29 protein-coding genes and 1 pseudogene are annotated in these 26,914 nt (G+C 65.8%); 12 read left to right on the top strand and 18 right to left on the bottom strand.

Going from position 1 to position 26,914, the window contains the following annotated elements; genetic code table 11:
• Nucleotides 1–334, bottom strand: a pseudogene (locus A8G08_RS12410) (diacylglycerol kinase); the annotation flags it as partial.
• A gap of 346 nt (nt 335–680) precedes the next feature.
• Nucleotides 681–1,184, bottom strand: coding sequence for a winged helix-turn-helix transcriptional regulator (locus A8G08_RS12405; RefSeq protein ID WP_068274177.1), 504 nt, complete (start codon nt 1,182–1,184; stop codon nt 681–683).
• Nucleotides 1,185–1,282: 98 nt separating this feature from the next.
• On the opposite strand from A8G08_RS12405, the gene A8G08_RS12400 reads away from it, so the two are divergent.
• Both A8G08_RS12400 and A8G08_RS12395 read left to right on the top strand, forming a co-directional pair.
• On the top strand, nt 1,283–1,921 hold the full coding sequence (locus A8G08_RS12400) for a dihydrofolate reductase family protein (protein ID WP_068274176.1): 639 nt from the start codon (nt 1,283–1,285) through the stop codon (nt 1,919–1,921).
• Between the two features lie 62 nt (nt 1,922–1,983).
• Nucleotides 1,984–2,535: a dihydrofolate reductase family protein gene (locus A8G08_RS12395; protein WP_068274175.1), complete on the top strand. Its 552-nt coding sequence runs from the start codon at nt 1,984–1,986 to the stop codon at nt 2,533–2,535.
• Between the two features lie 12 nt (nt 2,536–2,547).
• Here A8G08_RS12395 and A8G08_RS12390 read toward each other — a convergent pair whose 3' ends face one another.
• Nucleotides 2,548–2,997 carry a nuclear transport factor 2 family protein gene (locus A8G08_RS12390; protein ID WP_068274172.1) on the bottom strand — a complete coding sequence of 150 codons (450 nt, stop codon included), beginning with the start codon at nt 2,995–2,997 and terminating at the stop codon, nt 2,548–2,550.
• Between the two features lie 8 nt (nt 2,998–3,005).
• Nucleotides 3,006–4,808, bottom strand: coding sequence for an N-acyl-D-amino-acid deacylase family protein (locus tag A8G08_RS12385; RefSeq protein ID WP_068274171.1), 1,803 nt, complete (start codon nt 4,806–4,808; stop codon nt 3,006–3,008).
• A gap of 413 nt (nt 4,809–5,221) precedes the next feature.
• Between A8G08_RS12385 and A8G08_RS12380 the strand changes: the two genes are divergently transcribed.
• Nucleotides 5,222–5,380, top strand: coding sequence for a hypothetical protein (locus A8G08_RS12380; RefSeq protein WP_157108539.1), 159 nt, complete (start codon nt 5,222–5,224; stop codon nt 5,378–5,380).
• Between the two features lie 55 nt (nt 5,381–5,435).
• Here A8G08_RS12380 and A8G08_RS12375 read toward each other — a convergent pair whose 3' ends face one another.
• Both A8G08_RS12375 and A8G08_RS12370 read right to left on the bottom strand, forming a co-directional pair.
• Nucleotides 5,436–6,569 (bottom strand): nitronate monooxygenase, encoded by a 1,134-nt coding sequence (locus A8G08_RS12375; protein ID WP_068274168.1) that lies wholly within the window; start codon nt 6,567–6,569, stop codon nt 5,436–5,438.
• Between the two features lie 126 nt (nt 6,570–6,695).
• Nucleotides 6,696–8,621, bottom strand: coding sequence for an aconitate hydratase (locus tag A8G08_RS12370; RefSeq protein WP_068274188.1), 1,926 nt, complete (start codon nt 8,619–8,621; stop codon nt 6,696–6,698).
• Nucleotides 8,622–8,800: 179 nt separating this feature from the next.
• Between A8G08_RS12370 and mbp1 the strand changes: the two genes are divergently transcribed.
• Entirely contained in the window at nt 8,801–9,043 is a 243-nt protein-coding gene (gene mbp1, locus A8G08_RS12365; protein WP_068274166.1) for a microaggregate-binding protein 1, read from the top strand.
• A 70-nt stretch (nt 9,044–9,113) separates the two neighbouring features.
• Here the strand turns inward: mbp1 and A8G08_RS12360 are convergent, their stop codons facing one another.
• From A8G08_RS12360 to A8G08_RS12340, 5 genes are read right to left on the bottom strand one after another with little or no spacing between them, the layout of a single operon-like run.
• Nucleotides 9,114–9,995, bottom strand: coding sequence for a short-chain dehydrogenase/reductase (locus A8G08_RS12360; RefSeq protein ID WP_068274164.1), 882 nt, complete (start codon nt 9,993–9,995; stop codon nt 9,114–9,116).
• Nucleotides 9,992–11,455 carry a flavin-containing monooxygenase gene (locus tag A8G08_RS12355; RefSeq protein WP_068274162.1) on the bottom strand — a complete coding sequence of 488 codons (1,464 nt, stop codon included), beginning with the start codon at nt 11,453–11,455 and terminating at the stop codon, nt 9,992–9,994. Before A8G08_RS12355 ends, A8G08_RS12360 begins: the two co-directional genes overlap by 4 nt.
• Nucleotides 11,452–11,967 carry an SRPBCC family protein gene (locus tag A8G08_RS12350; RefSeq protein ID WP_068274160.1) on the bottom strand — a complete coding sequence of 172 codons (516 nt, stop codon included), beginning with the start codon at nt 11,965–11,967 and terminating at the stop codon, nt 11,452–11,454. Before A8G08_RS12350 ends, A8G08_RS12355 begins: the two co-directional genes overlap by 4 nt.
• A gap of 32 nt (nt 11,968–11,999) precedes the next feature.
• Complete coding sequence (locus tag A8G08_RS12345; protein WP_084436140.1) at nt 12,000–13,007, bottom strand: PDR/VanB family oxidoreductase; 1,008 nt, start codon at nt 13,005–13,007, stop codon at nt 12,000–12,002.
• Between the two features lie 59 nt (nt 13,008–13,066).
• Nucleotides 13,067–13,960, bottom strand: coding sequence for a metal-dependent hydrolase (locus tag A8G08_RS12340; RefSeq protein ID WP_068274156.1), 894 nt, complete (start codon nt 13,958–13,960; stop codon nt 13,067–13,069).
• A 96-nt stretch (nt 13,961–14,056) separates the two neighbouring features.
• Here A8G08_RS12340 and A8G08_RS12335 point away from each other — a divergent pair, with 96 nt between their 5' ends.
• The gene (locus A8G08_RS12335; RefSeq protein WP_245672799.1) at nt 14,057–14,680 is read left to right on the top strand and encodes a TetR/AcrR family transcriptional regulator; all 624 of its coding nucleotides are present in this window, start codon (nt 14,057–14,059) and stop codon (nt 14,678–14,680) included.
• Nucleotides 14,681–14,699: 19 nt separating this feature from the next.
• Here A8G08_RS12335 and A8G08_RS12330 read toward each other — a convergent pair whose 3' ends face one another.
• A complete protein-coding gene (locus A8G08_RS12330) occupies nt 14,700–15,539 on the bottom strand; it encodes an adenylate/guanylate cyclase domain-containing protein (RefSeq protein WP_068274155.1) in 840 nt (279 codons plus the stop codon).
• Nucleotides 15,540–15,632: 93 nt separating this feature from the next.
• Here A8G08_RS12330 and sigK point away from each other — a divergent pair, with 93 nt between their 5' ends.
• Together sigK and A8G08_RS12320 are read left to right on the top strand one after the other, a co-directional pair.
• Nucleotides 15,633–16,253 carry an ECF RNA polymerase sigma factor SigK gene (gene sigK / locus A8G08_RS12325; protein WP_084436139.1) on the top strand — a complete coding sequence of 207 codons (621 nt, stop codon included), beginning with the start codon at nt 15,633–15,635 and terminating at the stop codon, nt 16,251–16,253.
• Nucleotides 16,250–16,966, top strand: a complete 717-nt coding sequence (locus A8G08_RS12320; protein ID WP_068274151.1) for an anti-sigma factor — start codon at nt 16,250–16,252, stop codon at nt 16,964–16,966. The genes sigK and A8G08_RS12320 overlap by 4 nt, the downstream gene beginning before the upstream one ends.
• Before the next feature lie 13 nt (nt 16,967–16,979).
• On the opposite strand, the gene A8G08_RS12315 is transcribed toward A8G08_RS12320, so the two are convergent.
• The gene (locus A8G08_RS12315) at nt 16,980–17,963 is read right to left on the bottom strand and encodes an LLM class flavin-dependent oxidoreductase (RefSeq protein WP_068274149.1); all 984 of its coding nucleotides are present in this window, start codon (nt 17,961–17,963) and stop codon (nt 16,980–16,982) included.
• Nucleotides 17,964–17,971: 8 nt separating this feature from the next.
• Nucleotides 17,972–18,580 (bottom strand): PaaI family thioesterase, encoded by a 609-nt coding sequence (locus A8G08_RS12310; RefSeq protein ID WP_084436138.1) that lies wholly within the window; start codon nt 18,578–18,580, stop codon nt 17,972–17,974.
• A 473-nt stretch (nt 18,581–19,053) separates the two neighbouring features.
• Here A8G08_RS12310 and A8G08_RS12305 point away from each other — a divergent pair, with 473 nt between their 5' ends.
• The 3 genes from A8G08_RS12305 to A8G08_RS12295 all read left to right on the top strand — a co-directional run bounded on the left by A8G08_RS12305 (nt 19,054) and on the right by A8G08_RS12295 (nt 22,763).
• Nucleotides 19,054–19,962 (top strand): sterol desaturase family protein, encoded by a 909-nt coding sequence (locus A8G08_RS12305; RefSeq protein WP_157108540.1) that lies wholly within the window; start codon nt 19,054–19,056, stop codon nt 19,960–19,962.
• 180 nt (nt 19,963–20,142) lie between these two features.
• On the top strand, nt 20,143–21,543 hold the full coding sequence (locus A8G08_RS12300; RefSeq protein WP_084436135.1) for an MFS transporter: 1,401 nt from the start codon (nt 20,143–20,145) through the stop codon (nt 21,541–21,543).
• A gap of 158 nt (nt 21,544–21,701) precedes the next feature.
• Nucleotides 21,702–22,763, top strand: a complete 1,062-nt coding sequence (locus tag A8G08_RS12295; protein WP_068274179.1) for a YeiH family protein — start codon at nt 21,702–21,704, stop codon at nt 22,761–22,763.
• Nucleotides 22,764–22,802: 39 nt separating this feature from the next.
• Here the strand turns inward: A8G08_RS12295 and A8G08_RS12290 are convergent, their stop codons facing one another.
• Nucleotides 22,803–23,282, bottom strand: a complete 480-nt coding sequence (locus A8G08_RS12290) for a carboxymuconolactone decarboxylase family protein (protein ID WP_068274145.1) — start codon at nt 23,280–23,282, stop codon at nt 22,803–22,805.
• Nucleotides 23,279–24,403: an NAD(P)H-dependent amine dehydrogenase family protein gene (locus A8G08_RS12285; RefSeq protein ID WP_222844264.1), complete on the bottom strand. Its 1,125-nt coding sequence runs from the start codon at nt 24,401–24,403 to the stop codon at nt 23,279–23,281. Before A8G08_RS12285 ends, A8G08_RS12290 begins: the two co-directional genes overlap by 4 nt.
• A 90-nt stretch (nt 24,404–24,493) precedes the next feature.
• Here A8G08_RS12285 and A8G08_RS12280 point away from each other — a divergent pair, with 90 nt between their 5' ends.
• Nucleotides 24,494–25,132 (top strand): TetR/AcrR family transcriptional regulator, encoded by a 639-nt coding sequence (locus A8G08_RS12280; RefSeq protein ID WP_068274178.1) that lies wholly within the window; start codon nt 24,494–24,496, stop codon nt 25,130–25,132.
• 133 nt (nt 25,133–25,265) lie between these two features.
• Nucleotides 25,266–25,454: a LysM peptidoglycan-binding domain-containing protein gene (locus tag A8G08_RS12275; RefSeq protein WP_068274141.1), complete on the top strand. Its 189-nt coding sequence runs from the start codon at nt 25,266–25,268 to the stop codon at nt 25,452–25,454.
• Nucleotides 25,455–25,591: 137 nt separating this feature from the next.
• On the opposite strand, the gene A8G08_RS27780 is transcribed toward A8G08_RS12275, so the two are convergent.
• Nucleotides 25,592–26,449, bottom strand: a complete 858-nt coding sequence (locus A8G08_RS27780; RefSeq protein WP_222844263.1) for a DUF5995 family protein — start codon at nt 26,447–26,449, stop codon at nt 25,592–25,594.
• A 114-nt stretch (nt 26,450–26,563) separates the two neighbouring features.
• On the bottom strand, nt 26,564–26,914 hold a 351-nt coding region (locus A8G08_RS12265), incomplete at its 5' end, for an enoyl-CoA hydratase-related protein (protein ID WP_245672797.1).

Genomic DNA, 26,914 nt, shown 5'->3' with positions numbered 1-26,914 from the left:
ACGGGTACTGCAGCATGCCGGGCGCGGTACCGGCGACATTGATGCCCGCGGAGAGAATTCGGCGGACGTCATCCATGGCCTCGATCGGCCGGTTGTCGCCCATCGCCGTATAGACGACGCATTCCGGCTTGCCGGCGAGCACGGCATCGAGGTCGTTGACCGCGGTGATGCCAGTGACGACATCGAGTCCGGCCAGCTCGCCGGCGTCCTTGCCCACCTTGGCGTCGGTGGACACGCATACCCCGGTCAGCTCGAAGCGGTCGTCTTCGATCAGCTGTGACAGCGCTATGCGGCCGACGTTTCCGGTGCCGACAAGGGCGACGCGGATGGGCATGGGGTCTCCTCACGAAGGGTGGTCTCACGCAGCGATGAGCGGGCGCTCATTGCGCGCCACGGTAGCAAGGGAGACCCCAAAATTGGAACGGGTTCTAACGAACTGTCATCGAAGGGTCTATGAAATGAGAGGAGTGTTTTACAGGGCTGAGCAGCAACTCGATGGTTCGCTGCTGGACCCTCGCATACGGGTGCAAAACCCGCTCCCGAGTGCGAAGTTTTCGCCCCCATACGGAAGTTCTGCAGTTGTTTGGGGTGTCTCCGCGAGTGCAAACCTTCCTCGTGGGTGGAAAGTTTCGCCCCCGTTCGGAAGGTTTGCAGCCGGGAAGCGGTGCGTGTTGAGGGCCTCAGGTCGGTGTCGACTCGGCGACCGCCTCGCGATAGGCGGCCGCGAGCTGTTCCGTGGCGCGGGGTGCATCGGGGTCGGGGAGCGGGATGCCGAGATGGGTCTCGCGGAGTTCGTCCATCAATCGGGCCCACACTGGCGGACCACCCTGCTCGAGCAGTTCGGCGCGGACTCGCAGGCGGTAGCTGGTTTCGCGATGGCGAAGCCCCCACGAGCCGAGCGCGGCCATGATCGGGACGGTCTCGATACCTGCGTCGGTCAGGCTGTAGGTCGAGCGCTGCCCGCGCGGCGCGGGTTCCTGGGTGAGCAGCCCTGCGGCGACGAGCGACTTGAGCCGGTTGCTCAGGATATTGGAGGCGATGCCCTCCTCCGAGTTTGCGAGCAGCTCGCGGAAGTGCCGCCGGCCACCGAAGATGATGTCGCGCAGCACAATACAGCTCCATCTATCGCCGAGTACTTCGATGGCGGCGTTGATCGCGCAGCCCGATCGAGGCTCGTTGCGCATTTCCCGCTCCTAGTGGTTGCACTTCGCAATCACTCACCTTACGCTGGGTCGAGCAGTTGCAAAACACGATCACTCGACTTACTCCGAAGGGGCACGTCATGTCGAAGGTGAGAGTGCACAACTTCGCCATCTCGCTCGATGGGTTCGGAACCGGCGAGGGGCAAACCCAGGACGAACCGTTCGGGCATGCCGACCATCGGCTGCACCAGTGGATGATCGGCACGCGCACGTTCCGGGGCAACGAGGAAGGTGGGGGCACCGGCGTCGACGACGCCTTCACGGCTGCGTACTGGAACGGCATTGGCGCAGAGATCATGGGGCGCAACAAGTTCGGTCCGCAGCGGGGCCCATGGGCCGATCACGAATGGCGCGGCTGGTGGGGAGAGAACCCACCGTTCCACACCCCGGTCTTCGTCCTCACGCACCATCCACGCCCCGACCTCGAAATGGAGGGCGGCACCACGTTCCACTTCATCGACGCCACGCCCGAGGAAGCGCTCGAGAAAGCGCGCGCTGCCGCGGGTGACCTGGATGTTCGGATTGGCGGCGGGGTGGACACAGTCCGTCAGTATCTCGCCGCCGACCTGATCGATCATCTGCATGTGGTCGTCGTGCCGATCTTGCTCGGGCGCGGTGAGCGCCTGTGGGACGGACTCGAAGGGCTGGAGGACCGATTGGCCTTCGAGTCTGTGACTGCGCCTAGCGGTGTCACGCACATCGTCGGTACCCGCCGCTAGCGCCGGCAAATATTGGTAGGTTGCGGGCACTGCCTCTGTTCGACCGACGGAAGGGCATTGCCATGGGCGCCATCGCCGTTCACGAGTTCATCACCCTCGACGGGGTATTCGAAAGTCCTTCGTGGACAGCCGAATACGGATTCGACCCGAAAATGGGAGAGGCGATCGGAGCGCTCACCAACGACGCCGAGGCGATCCTCCTCGGCCGGGTCACGTTCGAAATGTTCGCTCCGGCCTGGTCGACCCGCACCGTCGCCGACGATCCGGGTGCGCCCTTCTTCAATGACACGAAGAAGTACGTGGTCGGTTCCAAGGAACCGAGCGTGACGTGGAACAACTCGACCCACCTCGGTCCGTACGACGCGGATGCGATCCGGCGACTGAAGGACGAAACGAAGGGCAACATCTACATCTCGGGTAGCGGCACCCTGGTACGCGCGCTACTCCGGGACGGTCTGGTCGACGGCCTCCACTTCTTCGTTTATCCGCTCGCTCTCGGCAGCGGCGAGAAGTTCTGGGACTCCGACGCCGATCCGACCAAACTGAAGTTGATCGCCCACGACACTTACGACAACGGCGTGGTTCACCTCGGCTACGGGCCGGCGGACGGGTAATCCCCGGCCGGTTCAGATCATTCCGGTGGCGTCGAACACCCAGGAGGTGTCCGCGTCGGCGAGTTCGGCCAGCCAGGTCGCGGGCGCGGAATTGGTGAGTGCGCCGAGATCCCAGTAGTCCTTCCACACGGTGATCTGGCCATCGATCACCTTGTGTACCGAGACAAACGGCAGGACGGCGACCTCGCCCGAGTGCCATGTCCACGTCTCGGAATGCTCGTACAGCACGTCCTCGCCATTCGCAACAAGCACGCCGTCCTGGTTGACGTAGTCGCTCAGGGGCTCGATTCCGATCCTGATCCGCTTGACGATGTCGACCGGCCCGCGCGCGGCGAGCGTGGGGCCGGTCGGCACGTCGAGATAGATGCAGTCATCGGACAGGAAGTTCCCGATGGACTCCCAGTCGCGCTTGGACAGCGCGGCCCACAGGCCGAGCACAACGTCCTCGACGGCGTTCGGCACCGGGTTTCCTAGGCGGACTGCGGAACTGCGGTGAGATGACGCGTCCCGCTGTGCGTGGGAGTGCCGGTCTTCACCTGTGCGCGCAGGAAACTTCCGGTGCGTTCGGTGCCGACCTCCTCGCCGAACTCGCCGTCACGGAACACTGCACGACCGCTCACGTACACCGCGGTCACGGTGTCGTCGTTGCGGTTGACCATCCGGGACAGGCCGCCGTACTGATCGACCTTCGCCTCCGAGTACTTCTCGAGCGACGCATCGAGATGTTCGGGGTCGAGGACGAGCAGGTCCGCGCGGTCACCGATACGCAGATGGCCGGCGTCGATGCGGTACCAGTCGGCGAGTTCGCCGGTGAGCCGGTGAACCGCCTGCTCGGTGGTGAGGAACGGTGTGCCGGCGCGCTCGGCGTCGCGCACGTGCCGCAACAGCCGCAGCCCGAAGTTGTAGAACGCCATATTGCGCAGGTGCGCTCCGGCGTCGGAGAAGCCCATCTGGATCCCCGGTTCCTGTGCCATCTTCTTCAGCACTTCCGGGCGGTGGTTGGAAATCGTTGTACGCCAACGAAGTTTCGTGCCGTGCTCGAGCACAAGGTCGAGGAACGCGTCGACCGGGTGGATGCCGCCGCGGTCGACTCCGACCTGTCCGAACGATTTCCCGACCACCGAGGCGTCGGGGCAGTCCACGATCTCGGCATCGAAGAAGTTGCGATGCCACACCCGCGGTCCGTACTTGTTCTCGTAGTCCTTGCGGAACTGCCGACGGTAGGTCTGATTGCGCAGCAAGGCATTTCGCTGAATCTCATTTTGCAGATGCAGTGCGGCCGCACCGGAGCCGAATTCCTCGAAGATCACCAGGTCGATGCCGTCGGCGTAGACCTCGAACGGCACCGGCAGGTGCTGCCACCGGAAATCGCCGCCGAGCCGGTTCACGAACCGTGCGATCGGACCCATGATGTTGATGACCGCCGGGTTGGCCTTGATATCGGCCGCGGAGAGCAGGCTGGTGCGCAGGTGCGGCCGGACCAGGCCGATCGCGTTGAGTACCTGCGAAACGATATTGAGCGGATTGGTGATGTCCGGGCCGGACTGCATCACCCGGTTACGGCGCCGCAGGATCGAATTGAGCCGGCGAATCTCGCTCGAGCGGGCATAGGTTGACGGCAAGGTTCGCGAGCGGCAGACGTCGCCATCCACCTTGTCGAAAAGCAGCTGCTGGGAGGACATTCCGACGAACCCGGAATCGAGCGCCTCTTCGAGCATCGACTCCATACGGGTCAACTCATGCTCTGTGGGGCGAGCGTTCTTGCGGGTGGCACGGTCCAGGCCCATTGTCGCGGCACGCATATCGGAGTGTCCGATGAACGCGGCCACATTCGGCCCGAGCGGCAGCGATTCCAGCGCGGTGACGTACTCCGAACAGTTGCGCCAGGTCTTGTGCTCCTCGACGGTGCCGATCACGTGCTCGCGCGGGATCGCCTCGACGCGGCCGAACAGGTCACCAGCCGTCGTCGCGCCGACGTGGATTGTCGACAGCGAGCATGAGCCGAGCAGCACCGTGGTTACGCCATGGCGCAGCGACTCCGACAGTGCCGGACTGCCGAGCACCTCGACGTCGTAGTGCGTGTGGATGTCGACGAAGCCGGGAAGCACCCATTTGCCGGTCGCATCGACGACATCGGGCACGCCCGTCTCGTCGAGAGGTTCCGTGGAGACCGCAACGACGCGGCCCTGTCGGATCCCGATATTGCGGGTCGCGGACGGTGCACCGGTTCCGTCGAACCAGCGGCCGTTGCGGATGACCGTGTCGTACGCCATAGCAATGATGAAAGCCCATGTTTCGGACAGGTGTCAATCATCGGCAGGTATCTGGGCCGGGATATCGCGAAGGGCGATATTTCACAGCGTTCTCCCAGGTCGCTCACAGCCGGTGTGTAACCGATCACATCAGGATGGAGATAGGACAAGCGAAGGGAGTGCCGATGGTTATCCAATGGTCGATCGCTTTGGTCGCGTTGTTCGTCATGGCCGCGTCCGGCATTGTGGCGACGCACGCACCCGAATCCCTGGTGCGGGCGCGAGTCCGCAGGCGCTAGTCGCACTATGCCCTGCCGCGAGGGCGAAAATCGCGGACTACGTTGCGGTCCGGCGCCCGAGCCGGACGCTGTTCGACTTCGTCCGGAGCTACGCTGGAATACGAAGACTTGTTCGTCGAGGGACGGATTGATCGGATGCCGTCGAGTGTCGAGTGGGTCGCGGCGATGCTGGTGTTGGCGAAATTCGCGCACGTTTTCGTCGTGGCCGGGCTGCTCGTTTTCGCGTATCGCTGGTCGCGGCGCTATGCCGAGACGTCCGGCGACCAACACCGGCGCCCGCCTCCGAAACACTGACCAAACGAACTCGGGCCCGCACGTTGAACGTGCGGGCCCGAGTTGTTGGTGCGCGTCAGGCGGACGCGGCCTCGTTGATCTGCTCGAGGTTGCCGGTGGCCTCGAGGTACTCCTGCACCCAGCGCTCGATGACGCCGGCGGTCTTCTCGACCTTCTCGAACTGCCCGACGACCTGGCCGACCGGGTTGAACGCGACGTCGACGGTCTCGTCCGGGAACTTGTGCGTCGCGGCGACGGCCATGCCGGACACCATGTACTGCAGCGGCATGCCGAGGGGCTCCGGGTTGCCCGGGGTCTCCCATGCCTCGGTCCAGTCGTTCTTCAGCATGCGGCACGGCTTGCCGGTGAACGAACGGCTGCGGACGGTGTCGCGGCTGCTCGCCTTGACGTAGGCGGCCTGCTGAACGGGGGTGTTCTCGGCCTCTTCGACCATCAGCCACTGCGAGCCCGACCAGGCGCCCTGTGCGCCGAGTGCAAGCGCCGCGGCGATCTGCTGGCCGCTGCCGATACCGCCGGCCGCGAGCACGGGAACCGGCGCGACCTCCTTGACGACCTGCGGCCACAGCACGATGGAGCCCACCTCGCCGCAGTGTCCGCCGCCCTCGCCACCCTGGGCAATGATGATGTCGACACCCGCGTCGGCGTGCTTGCGCGCCTGGTAGGGCGAGCCGCACAGCGCCGCGACCTTAACGCCGGCGTCGTGGATGTGCTTGATCATGTCCGCCGGCGGGGTCCCGAGCGCGTTGGCGATCAGTGTGACCTTCGGGTGCTTCAGTGCAACCTCGACCTGCGGGGTGGCGGTTGCCTCTGTCCAGCCGAGGAGCTGCAACGCGTTCTCGCTGCCGTCGTTCGCGACCGGGACGTTGTGATCGGTGAGGATCTTGCGGGCGAAGTCGAGGGTCTCCTGCGGGACCATCGACTGGAGCATCTTGGTCAGATCCTCGGCCTCGAGATTCGAGTCCATGCCCTCGTACTTGTTCGGGATGACGATGTCGACGCCGTACGGGTGGTCGCCGATGTGCTCATCGATCCAGTTCAGCTCGATCTCGAGCTCTTCGGGGGAGAAGCCCACCGCGCCGAGGACGCCGAAGCCACCGGCCTTGCTCACCGCGACCACCACGTCGCGGCAGTGGGTGAATGCGAAGATCGGGAACTCGATGCCGAGTTCGTCGCAGATGGGGGTGTGCATGGGGGCTCCTTATCCGGGACAATCTGCAGAACTGTAACAAGTTCTACCTTATCCGGAGCCGACAAGGAACCAGATCAGCGGCTGAATATCGCCGGAATCGTCCGTGCGGAGCGACTGGTCGGTCTCTCAGACGTCGACCTTCTCCTGATCAGCATCGGGGCGGCGGGCCAGCAGCGGGATCCGCCCACCGGCGAGCACGGCCTCGACCTGCCGCTCGGACAGGCGGTGATGCAGTTCGTAGGTCTCATCCTTCGTCGCATTGTGAATCTGTGCGTGCCGGTCGCCCGGCAGCAGATCGCGCAGCCGATCGAGGACCAGCGTGTCGCCCTCGTCGATCCGGTCGTAGTCGCCAGGTTCATCGAACTCGAGCGCAAGCACGCCGAAATTGGCGAGGTTCTGCCAGTGAATTCGGGCGAAGGACTTCGCAACCACCGCGTGTAGGCCCAGATAGCGGGGCGTGATCGCGGCATGTTCGCGTGACGAGCCCTGGCCGTAGTTGTCGCCGGCGACGACGATGTGGCCGGTCGTGTCCTTTATCTCGGCCGCCTGCTGCGGGTAGTTCTCGCGCACCTGGGTGAAGGTGAAGTCGGACAGCTTGGGGATGTTCGAGCGGAACGGCAGTGCGCGGGCGCCGGCGGGGGAGATCTCGTCGGTGGAGATGTCGTCGCCGAGCTTCAGAAGTACCGGCGCCTCGATCCGGTCCGGCAGTGGCGGGAAATCGGGCAGGGCCGAGATGTTCGGTCCCTTGACGAGTTCTTCACGCTGCGCTTCGTCGGGCTCCAATGGTGCAACGAGCATGTCGAGGTTGATCGTGGCCCGCTCGGGCAGGTCCAGGCTCGGATACTCCAGTTCCAGCTTGTCCGCGAGGTCACGCGGATCGGTGATCTCACCGGTCAGCGCGGCCGAGGCGGCAGTCTCGGGTGAGCACAGCCAGACGGAGTCTTCCTTGGTGCCCGACCGTCCCGGGAAGTTGCGGGGAAACGTGCGCAGCGAGTTTGTTCCCGACGCGGGCGCCTGGCCCATACCGATGCAGCCCATGCAGCCGGTCTGGTGCAGGCGGGCACCGGCCGAGATGAGGTCGAGCGTGGCGCCCATCTTGGTGAGGTCGGCAAAGATCTCGCGCGAGCTCGGATTGACGTCGAAGCTGACCGCGTCGCTGGATTGCCGGCCGCTTACCATCGCGGCGGCCATGGCGAAGTCGCGCAGGCCGGGATTCGCGGACGAGCCGATCACGACCTGGCTCACCGGAGTGCCCGCGACCTCGCGAACCGGGACGACATTGCCCGGCGATGATGGCTTGGCGATCAGCGGTTCGAGCGAGGCAAGGTCGATCTCGTCGCTGATGTCGTAGTCGGCGTCCTCGGCGACCAGTTCCGTGAAGTCGTCCTCGCGGTCCTGCTCGCGCAGGAAAACGCGCACCGCATCGTCGGCGGGGAAGACCGATGTGGTCGCGCCGAGTTCGGCTCCCATATTGGCGATCACGTGCCGGTCCATCGCGGTCAGATGGGCCAGGCCAGGCCCGTGGTACTCGATGATCCGCTGCAGACCGCCCTTGACGCCGTGCCTGCGGAGCATCTCCAGGATCACGTCCTTGGCCGAAACCCATGGAGGCAGTTCACCTTCGAGACGCATACCCCAGATCTCCGGCATGCGCAGGTAGAGCGGCTCACCGGCGATACCACTCGCGACCTCGAGGCCACCGACCCCGATCGCGAGCATGCCCAACGACCCACCGGCGCAAGTGTGTGAGTCCGAGCCGATCAGGGTCTTCCCGGGCTTGCCGAAATGCTTCATATGCGTGGGGTGCGAAACGCCGTTGCCGGCTTTGGAAAACCACAGACCGTACCGGCGGCACGCCGACCGCAGGAACGCGTGATCCTCGGCGTTCTTCTCGTCGGCCTGCAGGAGGTTGTGGTCGACGTACTGGACGCTGACCTCGGTTTTGGCCCGGTCGAGATCCAGTGCCTCGAGCTCCTGCATCACCAGGGTGCCGGTGGCGTCCTGGGTCAGCGTCTGGTCGACCCGGATCGCGATTTCCTCTCCCGGTTTCATTTCCCCGGATACGAGATGGGACTCGATCAGCTGCTTGGCTACCGAAGCATTCACGCAGTTCGGGTAGCCGCGATCGCCGAATCTCAATCGACGCGGCCTCGCGTGTTTAGTCGCCGGACGCGGGTGGGTACCGATTGGAGTGCAAGGTTCTCGACACTTCGATACGAAGGATGTGCCACGTGACCGAGAAGAACAGTGGACCTGCCGAGGCCGTCAAGGGCGTCGTCGAAGGCGCAAAGGGCAAGGTCAAGGAAGCAGCCGGCGCGATTACCGGACAGGACGACCTGACCCGCGAGGGCCGCGCGCAGCAGGACAAGGCGGAAAGCCAGCGTGAAGCCGCGGCGAAGGAAGCCGAGGCGGAGAAGGCTCGCGCCGAGGCGAAGGCCGACGAGGAGCGCCAGAAGGCGCATCAGGACAACTGACTCGAGCCTGAAACGAGGCGACCCCGCAGCGTGTGCTGCGGGGTCGCGCTCGTCCCTAGGGAATTGTTCCTCAGCGGCCGCGCAATTCCAGGCGGTTGACGAAATCGTGCATCGCCGGGTCGGCCGCGAGCCGAGCATCGAGCGCCACGTTGATCAGGCCGCGCAACAGCGCGTACGGCTCCCAGCCGGCCGGCGCGACTGTGCGCGCGGCGCGGCGGGCGATGCCGTCGGCGATTGTCGTCGCGGCCTGTGTCGGGGTGATCCGGACGTTGAGTGGCCACGGCAGAGTCGCGCCGAGCTCCCGGCCGAGATCGTCGTTGTCGAGGGTGTCGTGCGTCATCGCCGTGTCGACCACACCGAAATACGCAACACCCGCGCTGGCGCCGGAGGCCGCGAGTTCCACCCGCAGCGCCCGGCCGAACTGCTCCACGGCGGCCTTGCTCACCATGTACGGCGATCCGCCCATGCCCGGTGCGAACGCCGCGCACGAAGACACGACGACGACATGGCCACCAACGGCGACGACCGAGTCGAGGGCCGGGCGCACCGTGTTGAAGACGCCGGTCAGGTTGATCGAGATGACGCGGTCGAAGTCGTCGCCGTCCATCATCCGCACGGTAGACGGCGCCGGTACGACACCGGCGTTCGCGACAACTACGTCGACGCGCCCAAAGTGCTCGGCCACCTTCGCGATCGCCTTGGCCATATCGTCGCGGTCCGCGACATCCGCGCGGATGGCGAGGCCACGACCGCCGAACGGGGCAGCGGTGACCCGCGCCGCGCTCTCGTCGATGTCGAGTACCGCGACGGCCGCACCTCTGGCGTACATGACCTTCGCCAGCTCGCGGCCGATGCCCTGCCCGGCGCCGGTGATGACCACGTTCTTGCCGCGCACGTCGTAGTCCGCTCCGGAGTCGAGCCATCGCAGCGGATTGAGTCGATCGAGAATCACAGCGTCACCTCGTAGTTGTCGACGTCGAATTGGTTTGTGCGACGCCGATATTCGAAACTCCAGTTCGGGTAGAGACCGGAGTTGCCACCGTCGGGGGTTTGGTAGTAGCTCGTGCAGCCGCCGGTGAGCCACACCGTGGACGTGCTGCGCTCCTCCATCTCGTCGAGGAACGCATCCTGCACGTCGGCACGGACCTCGACCCGGGTGGCTTCCCGCTCACGCATGGTGCGCAGCGCGTCGACGATGTAGCCGATCTGCGCCTCGATCATGTAGATGGCGGACTGGTTCCCGGCGGCGCCGAACGGCCCGAGGGTAAAGAAGAAGTTCGGAAAGCCCGAGATCGTTGCGCCGAGGTAGCTCTGCGGGCGCTTCGCGTACAACTCGGAGATGCTGAGCCCGTCGCGACCGAAGAACCGGTCGTAGGCCGCGCTGGCGGACTGGAATCCGGTGCCGTAGATGATCGCGTCGACCTCGATCTCTTCGCCCTCGCGGGTGACGATCGAGTGCGGGCGGATCTCGGCGATGCCGTCGGTCACCAGATCGACATTCGGCTGATCGAGTGACGGCAGGTAGGCGTCGGAGAAGATTGCTCGCTTACAACCGATCACGTAGTCGGGAGTGACCTTGCGGCGCAGCTCCGGATTGCTGATCTGCCGCCGGATCTGCATGCGCCCCAAGGCTTCGTATGGATGGCGGAACCGGTTGTCCACGAACCCGACCAGGCCGAAGCCCTCGATGAGCGTGTACCAGGCCCCGCGAATAGCCTTGCCCGCCGCGGGGACGGTGCGCAGGAACGTGCGCTCCAACGAGGTTGTGGAGCGATCCATGCGCGGTACGATCCAGGGCGCCGACCGCTGAAAGACGGTTAGCTGGGCGACCTTCGGCTGAATCTGTGGAATGAACTGGACCGCGGATGCGCCCGTTCCGATCACCGCGACCCGCTTGCCCGCGAGGTCATAGCTGTGATCCCAGTGCAGGGAGTGGAAGGCCTTGCCCTCGAACGTGTCGAGGCCCGGAAGCTGGGGGTACTTCGCCTCGTTGAACACGCCGATGGCAGACACAACGAAGTCCGCGGTGATCGCGCCGCGGGAGGTCTCGAGCCGCCACAGTGCGGCGTCCTCGTCCCAGCGCGCAGACTCGAGTTCGGTGTTGAGCCGAATATGGCGCAGCACATCGTTCTCGATCGCGACGTGGCGCAGATAACGGAGAATCTCGCGCTGCTCGCCGTACGTGCGAGACCAGTTCGGGTTCGGCGCGAACGAGTAGCTGTAGAGCTGGGACGGGACGTCGCACGCGCACCCCGGGTAGGTGTTCGCCTGCCAGGTGCCACCGATATCGGACGCGCGCTCGAGCACCACGACGTCGTCGAATCCGGCCTCGCGCAACTTGATCGCGAGCCCGATGCCGGCGAAGCCGGCACCGACGACGGCGACATGGGTGTGTTCGGGTAGGGCGCTCATCGCGCGGTCCTTCCGTGCAGGTTGTCTTCGGAGGTTGTACGGGTTCGGATCCCGTGCACGACGGATGCGGTGACAGTCGCGGTGAGTGGACGAGCCAGTCGCAGTAGTGGGCGCAACGGCGCGTTGCCCTCGATGGCGATCGTCCATTGGAGCAGGGTGCCGTGCGCGGTGGGATGCAGCACGAGGTCTTCGGCGAATCGGTGCAGTCCCGGGATGGACGCTGCATCGACGCTGAAGGTCATGCGCTCGTTCTCGATCCAGCGGTAGAACCGTTCCTCCACTCGGACCGCACCGCCGAGCACCACCTCGCGAATGGTGCCGACGCCGAACGGGCGCGGCGTCGTCCAGGTCGCCGCTGTGATGACCCGCGACCATGACGACAGGGCGTCGTCGCCGGTGAGCAGATCCCACACCCGCGCGGGTGGCAACGGCAGATCGACCTTGTGTACAAACCGTTCCGGCGCTGTGAGCAGGAAGACGTCGTCGGCCGGTTCGAGGGAATAGCGGGTCAACGGGGCGGACTCCTTTCGCGTTCCTGTGTCGGTTACAGATCGAGCGTGAGCGAGTCCCCGGCGGCGCGGGAGACACAGGTGAGCATGTGCGTGGCGCGCTCGGCATCGGGTAGTGCGCGACCGCGATGATCGACCTCGCCGGACAGCACTGCGATCTTGCAGGTGCCGCAGAAGCCCTGCTGACACGAGTAGACGGCGGCCGGTACCTCGCGCCGGATCGCGGCGAGGGCGGGCTCGTCGGCGGCGACGCGGATCGTCCGGCCGGAGCGGGCCAGGGTGAGGTCGAACTCCCGGCCATCGAGAACCGGTGCAGCCGAGAACCTTTCGGAGTGCAGCGAACCGGTCGGGTTCGCCGCGAAGGCGTGCCGATTTGCGGCATCGAGAACCGGCGTCGGACCGCAGACGTACACGGCGGCGCCGGGTTCGGCGGAGTCGAGCAGTTGCGCGATGTCGGGAGTGCCGTACTCGTCGTCCGGGCGCACCGCGACCGCGTCGGGGTTCATCGCGACGAGTTCGTCGATGAAGGGCATCGAGGCGCGCGAGCGACCGAGGTAGATCAGCCGCCACCGGGCGCCGGACAACGCCGCGGCCCGCACCATCGGCAGGATCGGCGTGATGCCGATGCCGCCGCCAATGAACAGATAGGACGGTGCGGCAACGTATTCGAACGCATTGCGCGGCCCGCGCAGGCTCAGCCGGTCACCAGGCTCGAGATCGCGATGGATTTCGGCGGATGCAATCCCGCCGGGCAGGCGGCGCACCGCGATGCGGTAGCGGAAGGGGTCACCCGGGTTGCCGCACAGCGAATACTGGCGCTGGGCACCCGACGGCAGCAAGACATCGACGTGCGAGCCGGGCCGCCAACGCGGCAACTGCCCGCCGGACGGTGACGACAAGGTCAGGGCGGCCACATCCTCAGCGACCCGCTCGATCCGGTCGATAACGACCGGGAAGTCGAACCCGCTGCGGCGCACCGGCTTCGACTTGGACAGCAGGGGAGCGGAGCGCCCGGAAACGAAGATGCTCAGGTAGGCGTCCATCGCGGAGCCCACCAGCCGCAGGGCCTTGGGCGGCGTGTACTCCGCCGTCGCGGTGCCGGTCACTGGCCGACCACGCGGGCGGCGGGGGAGTGCGCGAGGTAGCGCAGCGCCTTGTCCATCGGTCCGAGCTGCGATGGATGGAACCCCGGCTTGAGGTAGCGGGGAAGTTCGGTGAAGAAGACCGTCGCCGGTGGAATGACACCGCGCACGGTCGCGCTGACGAACTGCGTCACCCACGAGCGGTCCGACGTGCGCTCGGGATCGCGGCGGTACATGTAGGCGGTGGAGAAGATGAACAACGGCAGCAGGGTGGCGCTGGCCAGGACCGCGGTGCGTGCACGACGGGCGTAGCCGCCGTCCATGTACATGTAGGCGTCGAACACGACGCTGCGGTGCTCGACCTCTTCGGCGCCGTGCCAGCGCACCAGGTCCATCATTGCCGGATCCATGCCGAGTTCTTCGAAGCGCGGGTTTTCCAGCAGCCATTCGCCGATGACCGCGGTGTAATGCTCCATGCCGGCGAACAGGCCGAGGCGCTCATTGAGCCACGCACGCTTTGCGCGCCCGGTCAGTCCGTGATCGCCCAGGATGCGGTCGACGAGCCAGGACACCGCATTCACATAGGTCTCCACGTCCAGTCCGAGCGACTGCAGGTGCTCGCGCGCGGCGGCGTGGCTGCTCGCGTGCATGGACTCCTGGCCGACGAATCCGGCGACCTCTTCCTTGAGCCGCTCATCGTCGATGTAGGGCATCGCCTCCGCGAGGCACTGCGCCATCGCGCGCTCGCCCTCGGGCAAGACGAGGTGCATGACGTTGACGATGTGGGTGGCGAGGACCTCGCCGGGGATGTAGTGCATCGGCACATCGCGGAAGTCGAATCGCACGTCGCGGGCGTTGATCGAATGTTCTTCCGAGCGGTAGCGGCGCTTCGCTGCGCCAGTGGTCCCAGCCATGCGCCGACCGTACAATGCAACAAGTCGCATTGCAATGTTGCAGCAACAAATCTTTGAAGTTGTTGCATGCGGGTCGACTCTTGTTAGCGTGGATGCGTGAGCAAAGGCCTGACGACCGCGACGAACGACTCCGGGACCAGTACCGATTCGGTCGAGTCCCGCATACTCGACGCCGCACTCGTCCAGTTCGAGAAGCAGGGATTCAAGAAGACGACGATCGAGGACATCGCCCGGCAGGCCTCCGTTGACCGGGTGACGGTCTACCGTCGGATCGGGTCCCGTGACGATGTCGTCAAGGCGGTGACCGCGCGGGAGGTACAGCGCGTCGTCGTCGAGCTCGCCGAGTTCGCCGGAGGCTTCGATACCGCGGACGACCTGGTCGCCGGCCTGTTTGCCGCCGTGGTCAATCGGTGGCGGACCCACCCCTTCGCGCAGCGCATGCTCTCGATGGAACCGGAGCGCGCGCTCGGGCAGCTCACCACCGAGGGCGGCGCGCCGTTCACCATGACCGTCGCGGCGATGGTGGCGATTCTGCACGACGCCACGACACGCGGCCTCTTCCCGGAGCTACCCGATCAGGTCGCGCGGGTCGAAATCGTCTGCCGCATTGTGCATTCGTTCATCCTGCAGCCGGTCGGCACGATTCCCATGGACTCGGACGCCGAGTTGGAGGCGTTCGCGCGGCGGTACCTGGTGCCGATCCTCAACCCCGAATCCTGAGCGCCATTGCGGTCGTCCGTCAGGCGGTCGACACCGAATACACATTGTGGACGCCCGGAAAACCCTTGAACTCGACCTGGCGCGGCTCGCTGAACAGCAGCCCGTCGGTGCCGGCGAGCTTGTCGCGCACCGGTTCGGAGACCAGGATCTCGGTGCCCTCCGCCTGAGCCGCGACGCGGGCGGCCATGGCTACATTGCGGCCGAACAGATCGTCGCCGCGCCGGACCGAACTGCCCATGTGGACGCCGATCCGCACCTTGATTGTGGTGCCGGGTTTCCACGTGGTGGACGCGAGGCTGCGCTGAATTGCCAGGCAGCAATTCACGGCCCCGGCCGGCCGGGTAAAAGCGAGCATGAATCCGTCGCCCTGGTTCTTGACGACCTGTCCGCCGAACTCCTCGACGCGCTTGCGCACGAGCCGGTCGTGGCGATCCAGCACCCGGACCCAGGCGTGGTCGCCGATCTTTTCGTTGAGGGCGGTCGAGTTCTCGATATCGGAGAAGGCAATCACGATGCGGCCGTCCACGGTCATGCGTGCGAGATCGGGCCGCTCGACCTCTGCCCAATCCGCGAGCACTTCGATCGAGTTGCGCATGGCGGCGCCCAATCCCTTGCGGCGCACCAGGTCTGCGGTCTGCCAGACCGTCTTCACTGCCTCGCGGCCGGTGGTGACCAGGCGCTGCGCTGCCTTGTTCTCGACCTCTTGCCGCATCGAAGTCAACTCGAGCCGGGCCTGCTCAGCTTCGGCGCGCGCGTCGTGCAACGCGCGGAACACCCACAGCAAACCGATCGCCTCGGCGACCACGACCACCAACAGCACGACCAGTGCAATCTCGACCATGTTGGCGCTGACGGTAATGCACAGTCTCGGGTCACGTCGACGTCGTACGGAAGGTTTGGTGCCGACCAGGGTCGCCCACAGCTAACGTGGTCCCATGAGGTGGGGGTCGGCATGACAAGTCCAGAACCGGGTCCAGGGGACAAGTCCCCCGTGCCGGCGGGCCAGGTCCGTGCGGCCACGGCCCAATTGGGGCCCGAGCTCGAGCTGCTGCCTGCCCGGATCGCGACCGGTGACAAGGCAGCCTTCGCCGAGCTGTACGACCAGACGAGCACCCGCGTGCACGGGTTGGTTGTGCGCGTTGTCCGCGACGTCGGCTACGCCGAAGAGGTAACCCAGGAGGTCTACCTGCAGGCATGGCGCGGCGCGGCGAAATACGACGCGGAACGCGGGTCCGTGCTGTCCTGGCTGATGACTCTTGCGCACCGGCGTGCGGTGGACCGGGTCCGGTCCGAGCAGGCGGCGATCGACCGCAACAGCCGCTATGGCCGTAGCAACGTCGTCGCGGCCTTCGACACCGTCGCTGAAGAAGTGGACCGCCGGTCCGACCAACGCGCCGTGCTCAACTGCCTCGGCTCACTCACCGAGGTGCAGCGCGAGGCCGTGGCACTGGCGTATTACGGCGGTCGCAGTTACCCGGAGGTGGCGACCCAGCTCGGTGTCGCATTGCCAACAGTGAAATCCCGCATTCGCGATGGCCTGACCAGGCTCCGACGTTGCCTGGGGGTGTCATGAACGACGAACTGTTGGGCCAGGCCGATGCGTACGCGCTCGGGACCTTGACCGACGCGCAACGCCGTGGTGTCGCAGCCGATCTCGCGGCGGCGGACGACGAGACCAGGGCGGCCTTCGTCGACGAGGTGCGGCTGATACGCGAAACGCTCGCCGCGGTGAGCGGAGTCGGCGCGATCGCGCCGCCGCCGCTCATGCGCGAACAGCTGATGGCTCGAGTCGAGACCGAGCCGGTGGACGACCTCGAGGCACGTCGGCGTGCCCGGCGGATGCGTCAGGTTCTGCTCGCAGCCGCCGCAGTGGTGGTTGTGGCTCTGGGGGCATTGTTCGCGGTGCGGGCAGTCACCAATGACGATGCGCCCGCCCAGATCACGGCCCAGGAGGTGCTCGACGAACCCGATGTGCAGGCCACGACCGCGTCGCTTCCCTCCGGTGGCGCACTGTCGGTGAATTACTCGAAGGCGGCGGACGCGCTCGTGCTCGTGATGCAGGACGTTCCTGCGCCGCCGCCGGATGCCAACTACCAGATGTGGCTCGGATCGGAGAGCGGCCAGGCGGTGTCGGCCGGAACGATGAGCGCGCAGGACGTCAGTCCGACCACGACGGTCGTCGTCGGCGACATCGGCTCGGCGAACCAGTTGATGTTCACCGTCGAACCCCCGGGTGGTTCGCCCGCGCCCACAAGCGAACCCATTGCGGTCATCTCGTTCGTCTGACCGCACTCCGGGCTCAACGCAGTGCGGGAATGACCTTCTCGCACAGCAGTCGTTGGCTCTCCCAGGAGGGTTCCTCGGGCATCGCGGCGCACAACGGGTGGCTGGTGATCAACCGCAGCTCGCGTGAGCGGCAGCGATCGATCAGATCCTCCGGCGTCGCGACGAGGTAGGAACCGCCCGCGCGCAGCTGCTCCACCGTCGTCGACCGGTCCCGCACATGCGATTCCATGTCGCCATGCCACTGGTCGTAGCCCCGGGCGTCGGCGAGCAGATGCTCTCCATACAGCGCCCAGAAGCGGTCCGGATCGGGCGTCGCGAACACCGTTGCCGGGCCCGCCGGCGGGATCAGCACATGACCGGGAGCTCGGCCCAGCCGTTCGCACTCGTCCAGGTAGTGCTGCCGGAAGCCTGGATCGGCAAGCTGCGGAGCAAAATTCAGGCCCAGTCGGGCCGCTCGCAGCGCCGCGGCCTTGGAGGCGCCGCCGTAGTAGAGGAACGGATGTGGCCGGCTCAACGGCGGTGGAGTGAGGCGTGTGGCCTCGCCGGCGGCCTCGAAGTCAGTTCCGGCCCAAGCGGCGAGCATCTCCTCGATTGCGGCCTCGATATCGCGGCCGCGTGTGGACCATTTGCTGCCGAACAGGTCGTATTCGACCTGCCGATAACCCAGGCCGAGCACGTAGGAGACGCGTCCGGCGCTGATCAGGTCGAGAACGGCCATGTCCTCGGCGAGCCGGCGCGGGTTGTAGAGATTCACGATCAGTGCGGACACGGTGATCGGAATGCGTTGTGTCCGTGCCGCGATCGCGGACGCGAGCAGTAGTGGGGCAGGCAGATAGCCGTCCGGCGAACCGTGATGCTCCGACACCATGATGGCTGTCTGTCCGTGCTCATCCACGTAGGCTGATTGCTCGAGCGCGCGAGAGAACAGTTCCTGACGCTGCTTGTCCGATACGCCGGGAGCGCGCATATCGAATCGCGTGACGACGTGTGCCGGCATGACCGTGCCTACCGCGCCCAGCGGGGAATGATGAAAACACCGCTCGCTTCGACGGTCACGCCGTTGGCGTCGGAGATATGACCGTTCACGTACTTCTTGTTGGCTTCGCGCCGCTCAGTCTTCGCCTCGATATGCAGCGGCCCGAGGGGAGTGGTGCGCAGGTAACGCACCTCGAAGGTTCCGGTGACGGACGGCGTGCCGTCGAAGCTAGCCGCCTCACCGAGCACGTGGTCGAGCATCAGGGCGAGGACGCCGCCATGCACATGCGCCGACGGTCCCTCGTAGGCCGCGCCGAGGGTGAAATCGGACCAGTACCGTCCCGTCTCGTCGCGCTCGACGAAAAGCGGCGGCGCGGTCGGGTTGCGAATACCGATCACCGGATTGCCCCAGGGCATGCTTTCGCCGCGGGACGTGTAGCGAATCCCGTACGCGCCGTCGATCTGCTTGCCGCGCAAAAGCGCCGTGGCCTCGTCCACAAGCGCGCGGGCCTTCGCGACATCGGCCTCTTCGACCTCGGTCCGAATGGTGGCGTCGATGATGTCGCGTACCGACTCGGTAAGCGGCTCGTAGATCCCGCGGCGCCGGGCGATCTGCTCGGTCGTGATGTCCTCGAGCAGGAACTGGCCGCCCCCACCGCTCTGGTTCAGCTGATCACGGAGTCCTGGCTGGAGTTCGTGGGCCACGATGCCTCTTTCCCTACGCGGCGCCAAATCGCCGTGCCTCGCTGCAGCGCCTGGACACGTGTCCGGGCGCCGGTTCAAGCTAACCGAGGTGCACGCCGACTGTCCATTCCGAACAGCAGGCTGACCGGACGAACCACGATCGGCGAGCTCAGTGCCTTCCAGTTGGTGCTGTTTCGTCGTGATCGACGTCGGCGTGCTCGAGACCAACGGGCGGATCTCGTTCTTCACACGAACGTCGTCCCCGGACGGTCAGCAGGCGCCGGATCCGCGCCCGATCGCCTGATTCGTTCCTCTCCGAAACGGTGCTGGGTTGTGCTGGAACGTTGGCGTACCCTGAGGTGCCGGATTTGATCGAGGAGGTGTCGGTGGGGTCCATCGCCGACTTTCTGAGCGCGTTGCCGCCGCAAATGCGCGACCCCGTTGCGTTCGCGATTCCGTTCTTTCTGCTGCTGCTGATCATCGAGTGGACGGCCGCTCGCAAGCTCGAGCACACCGAGCAGATGAGCACGAGGCCCGTGGGCGATGAGCAGCGCCCGCCGCCCGGCGCCTACCTCACACGCGACTCGTACGCGAGCATCAACATGGGCCTGGTCTCGATCGTCACGACGGCGGCCTGGAAGGCGCTCGCGCTGCTCGCCTACGCCGCGATCTTTGCCTACGTCGCGCCCTGGCAGCTGCCCGCGGACGCGTGGTACACGTGGGTGATCGCGCTGTTCGGCGTCGACCTGCTGTTCTACCTCTACCACCGCACGGCACACCGGGTGCGGCTGATCTGGGCGACCCATCAGGCGCACCACTCGAGCGAGTACTTCAACTTCGCGACCGCGCTGCGCCAGAAGTGGAACAACAGCGGCGAGATTGTCGCGTGGCTGCCGCTGCCGCTGCTCGGCGTTCCGCCGTGGATCGTGTTCGCGAGTTTCTCGCTCAACCTGATCTACCAGTTCTGGGTCCACACCGAGCACATCGACAAGCTGTGGCGCCCATTCGAGTTCGTGTTCAACACGCCTTCACATCACCGGGTGCATCACGGCCGCGATCAGATCTACCTGGACAAGAACTATGCCGGCATCCTGATCATCTGGGACCGGATGTTCGGCACCTTCCAACCCGAGATCGAGCGGCCGAACTACGGCCTGACCAAGCCGGTCGACACGTTCAACATCTGGCGGCTGCAGTTCCGCGAGTACGCGGCGATCATCGCCGATGTACGCGGTGCGTCGCGCTGGCGCGACAAGCTGGGCTTCACCTTCGGGCCACCCGGGTGGGAGCCACGCACGGCCGCGCGGGACGTATCCGCCGCCGACTCCGTTGTGTGACACACCGGCATCATCGTTTGAAAGTCCTGTCAACGGGTAACCGCCGCGAGGGCCAAGGTGCATTCGCCGCGGCCCGACCCGGCCAACCGCACAGTCCGCGGTAGCCGGGTCCACTGTCCGGGCGGGCCGATCGAGGCGTGGTTCGCCGACGATCGCGCCCCACCAGACAGGAGCGAGTGGATGTCTCGTGCCGCAGTCCCGCCGACCACACAGGAAGTGCCACCGAGCGTTCTGCGCAGAGCAATCGGCGCGTCCGCGATCGGTAATGCGGTTGAGTGGTTCGACTACGGGGTCTACGCCTACCTGACCACACATATCGCCGCGTCCCTGTTCCCCGAAGGTGGCAACGGCGTTTTCTATACCCTGCTCGGCTTTGCTCTGTCGTTCCTCATCCGGCCCATCGGTGGCCTGTTCTGGGGCCCGCTGGGTGACAAGATCGGCCGCAAGCGTGTGCTGGCGATGACGATCATCCTGATGGCCAGCGCGACACTCGCCGTCGGCGTGATTCCGAGTTACGCGACGATCGGGATCTGGGCGCCGGTGCTGCTGTACGCGTGCCGCATCCTGCAGGGTTTTTCGGCCGGCGGTGAGTACGGCGGTGCGGCGACCTTCATGGCCGAGTACGCCCCGGACAAGCGGCGTGGTTTCTTCGGCAGCTTCCTCGAAGTCGGCACGCTGGTCGGCTTCACGCTCGGCAACGCGATCGCCCTGCTGCTGGTGAACACCCTCGACGACACCTCGATGCAGTCGTGGGGCTGGCGGCTTCCGTTCCTCGTTGCCGCGCCGCTCGGCCTGATCGGTATGTACCTGCGGTCGCGGATGCAGGACACCCCGGTATTCCGCGAGCTCGAGCACGAAAACAAGACCGAGGAAACCCCGGGCGGTGTCTTCAAGGACCTCGTCACGCGCTTCCTCCGGCCTGTTCTGACCCTGTTCGGCCTGGTGATCGCCCTCAACGTCGTCAACTACACCCTGCTCAGCTATATGCCGACGTACCTGCAAACCACGCTGAACATGGAGGAATCCGACGCGCTGCTCGTCCCGCTGCTCGGCCAGCTCGTCATGCTCTTCACGCTGCCGTTTTTCGGCATGCTGTCCGACCGAATCGGACGCCGTCCGATGTGGCTGTTCTCGTGTGCCGCGCTGGTGGTCGCGGTGATACCGATGTATCTGCTGATCGGCACGAGCCTGACCGGCGCGATCATCGGGTTCGCGGTTCTCGGCCTGCTCTATGCGCCGCAGTTGGCGACCATCAGTGCGACGTTCCCGGCCATGTTCCCGACGATCGTCCGGTTCGCGGGCGTTGCGATCGGCTACAACGTCGCGACCTCGATGTTCGGCGGCACCGCGTCGGCGATCAACGAGGCGATCATCGGCGCCACCGGCAACAACCTGGTGCCGGCCTTCTACATGCTCGGCGCCTGCCTGATCGGCATCGTCGCGTCGATCTTCCTGATCGAGACCAAGGGCCTCTCGCTGCGCGGTACCGAGATCCCCGGCACCGAGGAGTCGTTCGTCGAACAACGCGAGCTCGAGCAGGAGCGGCAGGCCGAGCTCGCCGCTGCCAGCCGACGCGAATGAGCGCAGCCAGCTGCTGGCAATCCGAGTATGCCCAGTTCGAGCGGGGTCTAGATCTTGCCGAGATGATATGTCTGGGCTGAACTGCATATCAATTTGATATGTCAGCATGCCGAACTGGCGGCTACCGGAGTCACCCGATCGAGGCGATCGTGGATGTCATGGCAATCCAGGCGACGATCGATCGCGCACCGGCCGACACCGCGGCGCTCGCTCCGCGCACGCGCCGGGGCCAGGAGGCGGCGGCCGTGGCTCGCCTGGCGCCCGGCCTCGCGGTGTGCGCGGCGGCGACCGCCGTCGCACTCGGCATTCGATGGGTTGTCCCCGCCGCGAGCCCTCTGCTCGTGGCGATCGTCCTCGGCGCGGTGCTGACGAATATCGTCCCGCTGCCCGCGAGCATGTCCGCCGGCATGGGTTTCGCGAGCCGTCGACTGCTGCGGGTCGGTGTCGCGCTGCTCGGATTCCAGCTCGCGCTCGGTGACCTCGTCGGCCTCGGCCCGGGGGTGCTGCTCGCCGTCGTCGCGGTGGTTGCCCTCGGCATCTCGGGCACGATGATCATCGGCCGGTGGCTCGGCATCGGTTGGGAACAGCGGATCCTCATCGCCTGCGGGTTCTCCATCTGCGGAGCGGCCGCCGTCGCGGGAGTCGAGGGAAGTGTCGATGCCGACGAAAAGGATGTCGTCACTGCGGTAACCCTGGTAGCCCTGTTCGGGACGTTGATGATCCCGGCGATCCCGCTCCTGGGCAACATGCTCGGGCTGACGTCCGACCAGTCTGGGATGTGGGCCGGCGCATCGATTCACGAGGTCGCTCAGGTCGTCGCCGCGGGTGGCGCGATCGGCGGCACGGCGCTCACCGTCGCCGTCGCGGTCAAGCTGGCCCGGGTCCTGCTGCTCGCACCCGTCGTGGTTGCCATCGGCGCGATGCAGCGTCGTCGTGCAGGTGTGGCCGCCGGTTCGAACAAGGCGGCTCTGGTGCCGCTGTTCGTGATCGCGTTCCTCGGCTGCGCCACCCTGCGCACCCTCGATGTCGTGCCTGCCCACGTCCTCACCGGTGCCAGCACGGTGCAGACCGCGCTGCTGACCGCGGCCATGTTTGCGCTCGGCACCGGTATCAAGGTGGCGGTCCTGCGGCGTATCGGCGGTCGCTACGTGCTGCTCGCCGCACTCTCCACAGTGCTGGTTGCGACAGTGGCGCTGGTCGGCGTTCTGCTGGCCGGCTGAGTTACCCGGCCGGCTGGACGAGTTGTCCTCGTGTGAGTGTCAGTGGCTCGGCAGCGCGCATGCGGTGTCGAGCCCGAGGATCCGGTTGAGTCGCCCGAAGGACAGCCACGATCCGATGCACATGCTCAACTCGACGATCTCGGGCTCGGTGTAGAGCGCCTTGAAGCGCGACCAGAAATCGTCGTCAATGCCGTGATGGTCGAGGGCGTAGCGTTCCGCGTACTCCGCGGCGATCCGGGTGCGGTCGTCGAAGGCGTCAGTCGTGCGCCACTGCGATACGGCCTCGTCGAAACCCTCCTCGACCTTCACGCCGTCCCGATCGGTGCGCCAGTCCTGGCAGAAGATGCACCCGTTGATCTGTGCGATCCGCAGCCTCGCAGCCTCGAACTCGCGCAAGCCGAGCGTGCTGTCCGAGTACACCGCGAGCGAAAGCTTTGCCGCCGCCGGGCCGATACCGGGCACCATCTCGCCCCACACGTAGGTGATCGGGTCCTTGCCCGCGGGGATGTCGATGTTCATTCGGACTGCCTTCCTGGAGCGAGCTTGCCGGTTGCCGGGCGCAGGGGTACGTCGAGCGCGTCGTAGATGCCGGGCGGAGCCTCGACGAGCCAGTCGATCGCGTTGACGATCCGGCCCACGGCGGTCGCGTTGCCACCCGCGGCGCCGCTGCCGCCCTCATCGGTGGCGACAACGGTCACCTCGATGTTCGGGCGGCCGGAGATGACTACGCGATGCGCACCGTCGCGTCCGTCCGGTGGCTGCGGCCAGTCGGGCGCGCAGTCGGGGTGGATCCGAGTGATGTGCTCGATGACGATCCGCGCTTCGCCATCCACGATGCCCTGCACCTCGAACCGCAACGCGCCCTGCGTGCCGGCCTCGAACTCGCCCATCGTCGCGGTCTGCACCGTCTCGGAGAGCGGGCGGCGCTCGAGGGATTCGGTGATCTTGTCGACCTCGACGCCGAGGCCGCGGGCGATCAGCCGGATCTGGCCGCCCCAGACCATCGTCGGGACACCGGCGGCGACCATCGGCGGGTCGTAGTCCATCGGCTGGCCCATGCCGACCAGGTAGCGCACCGAATCGGGCTGGTCGTAGCTCGCGTAGTCGAAGATCTCCTGGCAGCGGATCTCATCGACGGTGGAGCCGAGTCCGCTGATCAGCAGCGGGAGAATGTCGTTGCCCCAACCGGGATCGACGCCGGAGACGAACAGCGACCCGCCGCCCGCCTCGATGGCCTGCTCGATCGGCTCGCGCAACTCTTGGGGAGCGGAGGTCGGGTCGTAGAGCGCGTATACCGATGGCGTGACGACGACAGCGCCGGCCCGGATGGCCTTGGCGATATCGCCGAGCGCGTCGTCGGGACGGATTTCGCCCGACGCGGCGTAGACCAGCGCGCCAGGACGCTCGGCGAGGACGGCAGCGACATCATCGGTGGCGAAGACGCCGAGCTGCGCATCGCAGTCGGCCAGGTCGCCTGCGTCTCTGCCGACCTTCGCCGGATCGTGCACAAGTACGCCTGCCAGGCTCAGTGACGGGTGGGCGGCGACCGCGCGAATCGCGGCTCGCCCGACATTTCCGGTGCCCCATACGACGGTTGAGATCACGTTCGCGACCCTACCGGAATTGGAACACGTTCTCATTGATTCTTTTGCAGTAAGAAGCACGTCGCACGGCGAACGTACCGGGTGTGCTCGGCGGTCGTTTAGCGATCGTTAGGTAGGATGGCGTACATGCCTACTGCAAGCGATTCGGCCCCCTCCGGGGCATCGACGTCGGACTGGCGCCGCCTGGAACCGCTTGAGCTGACGCCGATTCTGGAAGCGGCGCTCGACACGTTCTACGAGCGGGGCTTCCATGGAACATCGGTGCGCGAGATCGCCCGCCGCGTCGGAGTCACCGTACCCGCCCTCTACTACCACCACGACAACAAAGAAGGGCTGCTCATTGCGCTGATCGAAATCAGCACCGGCAACGTGCTGGCCCGCGCGCATGCGGCAGATGCCGAGGGCGGTGACGATCCGGTCGCGCGACTGTCGAATGTCATCGAGGCGATCGTCTTGCGCATGACGACGCGAGCCCGGCTCGCGGCGATCGAGTCGGAGGCGCGTTACCTCGGCCCCGAGAACCGCGAGCGTAACCGCGTGGTGCGCAAGGGAATCGAGCAGTTGGTGCGGAGGATCATCGAGGACGGTGTCCGGACCGGCGTGTTCGATGTCGACGACGCTGCCGAAACCACCCGTGCGCTCCTAGGGATGTGTCAGTCGATCCCGCGGTGGTACCACGCGGAGGGAACCCTGCGTCCCGAGGAAGTCGCGCTCAAGTATGCCGCGATCGCGCTGCAGACGGTCGGCGCCAAGTCCGCGGGCTGACGGTATTGCGGCCGCCCGCGAAATGCGAGTGACTGTCGATTGAAAGTCGAGTAGCTCCCTACTCTATGGCGCACTGTGCCGGATAAGCCACTCTCATCCTGCAGGTCACCAACCACAAGGATGGGAGATAGTCATGGCAGTCGAGATGCATACGGTCATCAAAGGTGAAACTTTGTCGGGGATCGTATTCAAGAAATATGGCACCACGAAATACGTCCAGAAGATTGCTGAGCTCAACGACATCGCGGATCCCGATGTCATCCGAGTCGGCCAGGAAATCATGCTCCCGCTACTGGACAACATCGAAAGCCTCATGAGTTGAGGTGCTGCTCCGGATTCGGCCAGGTGTATCCGACCATCCGTGTGCCTTCCCGCGAGCGAGTTGTCTTCGTGCGGGCGAAACTTTGCTCGCACGAAGACAATTCGCTGGTGTGAACGCGCCGGGAGTTTGTGCAGGGCTTACACGGCTTGCACGGCGAGATCGAGGGAACTCCACAGCGCCCCTATTTCGACCTCCGCCGCGGCGCGCAGATTCGGATTCTGCAGCGCCAGTCCGTTGCCGAAGTTGACTACGTTGAATCCGCTGAAGCCGGCACCGGCGAATCCGTTGCCCGACAGTGCATCGAGGGCTGGACCGAGAGCATTGCCGAAGACTCCCTTGGTTCGATCGACGATGACGTTTGTGCTGCGCCCGATCGTGTCGAGAACCGTGAAGTAATCGCGTGCGTTGTCCGGTCGGGAACCGATCGCAGCGACTGCGCGGGGCATATCAACGGTGAAGTGAGCGTTGTATCCGGCCATTGCGACGCGTCCAAGCGACAGGTTGCAGTCGTGCGCGAGCGCGAAGTGGCGTGCCCATCGCGGTTCGACGTGGCCGGCACCGAACTCCCCGTGAACGTTCAGCAGAAACTGGTTCATAACCTCGATGCTGAGTCGATGGGCGTAGTCGGGATCGACGAATGACGACTCCGTACGCTGCAATGGCAGCACCGCTGCTTGTTCGAGGGTGTCGAGGCCGAGCGCGAATGTAGCTCGCCAATCCTTGTGGTGGACAAGGATTTCGGTGATCCTATTCAGTCGGGCAGCCGTGGTTTCTAGTCGTGGCAGGCTAGGGTCGCTCGGCAGGGTGCCGGTATCGGACAGGGTGAGGATTTCCGAGACCTCGGCGGCCGTGAGCGGTTGCCGCAGGCTGCGGCCGCCCAGGACGTGGGTGCGCCGGACGCGGGCTGCACCGGCATGACCACGGCGAGGAAAGCGGTGGACAAGAGGAGGACGCCGCGAACGAAGGTTCTGCGCATGGCCGGATCGTAGTTTCAAAACCGCACCGATATTGCGGGAGCGCGGGAACTTCCCGGGTGCAAATTGTGTTCCCGGGGAAGAAATTTCGCACCCGGGAGGAAGTTTTGCACCCGCGAAGGTGGCGCTTCCGCGCTAGTTGCCGCCGAACTTCGCCGGCCGCTTGCCGAGGAACGCCGCCACACCCTCGCGGTGGTCCGCGGTGACGAGCAGTTCGAGCTGGCCCTTGCGCTCACGGACGAGCGCGTTGTCGTACTCGGTGAGGGTGGCATCGTTGATCGCGGCCTTGGTGCGGTGGAACGCCTCCGACGGTCCGGCAGCGATGCGATCGACAAGAGCCGCTGCGGCAGTGGGGAAGTCGTCATCCGGATAGGTCGCTGCGATCAGGCCGTACTCGACCGCCTTCGATGCGGGCAGGCGCTCGGCGAGGATGGCCATGTTCAGCGCGCGGGCCCGGCCGATCGACGCCGCGACGATCGCGGTCGC

Origin of the sequence: Aldersonia kunmingensis (assembly GCF_001646865.1) — a bacterium.
Lineage (GTDB): Bacteria > Actinomycetota > Actinomycetes > Mycobacteriales > Mycobacteriaceae > Aldersonia > Aldersonia kunmingensis.
Note: the sequence above shows the minus strand (reverse complement) of the source record. Positions and strands in the feature narration are given on the sequence as shown.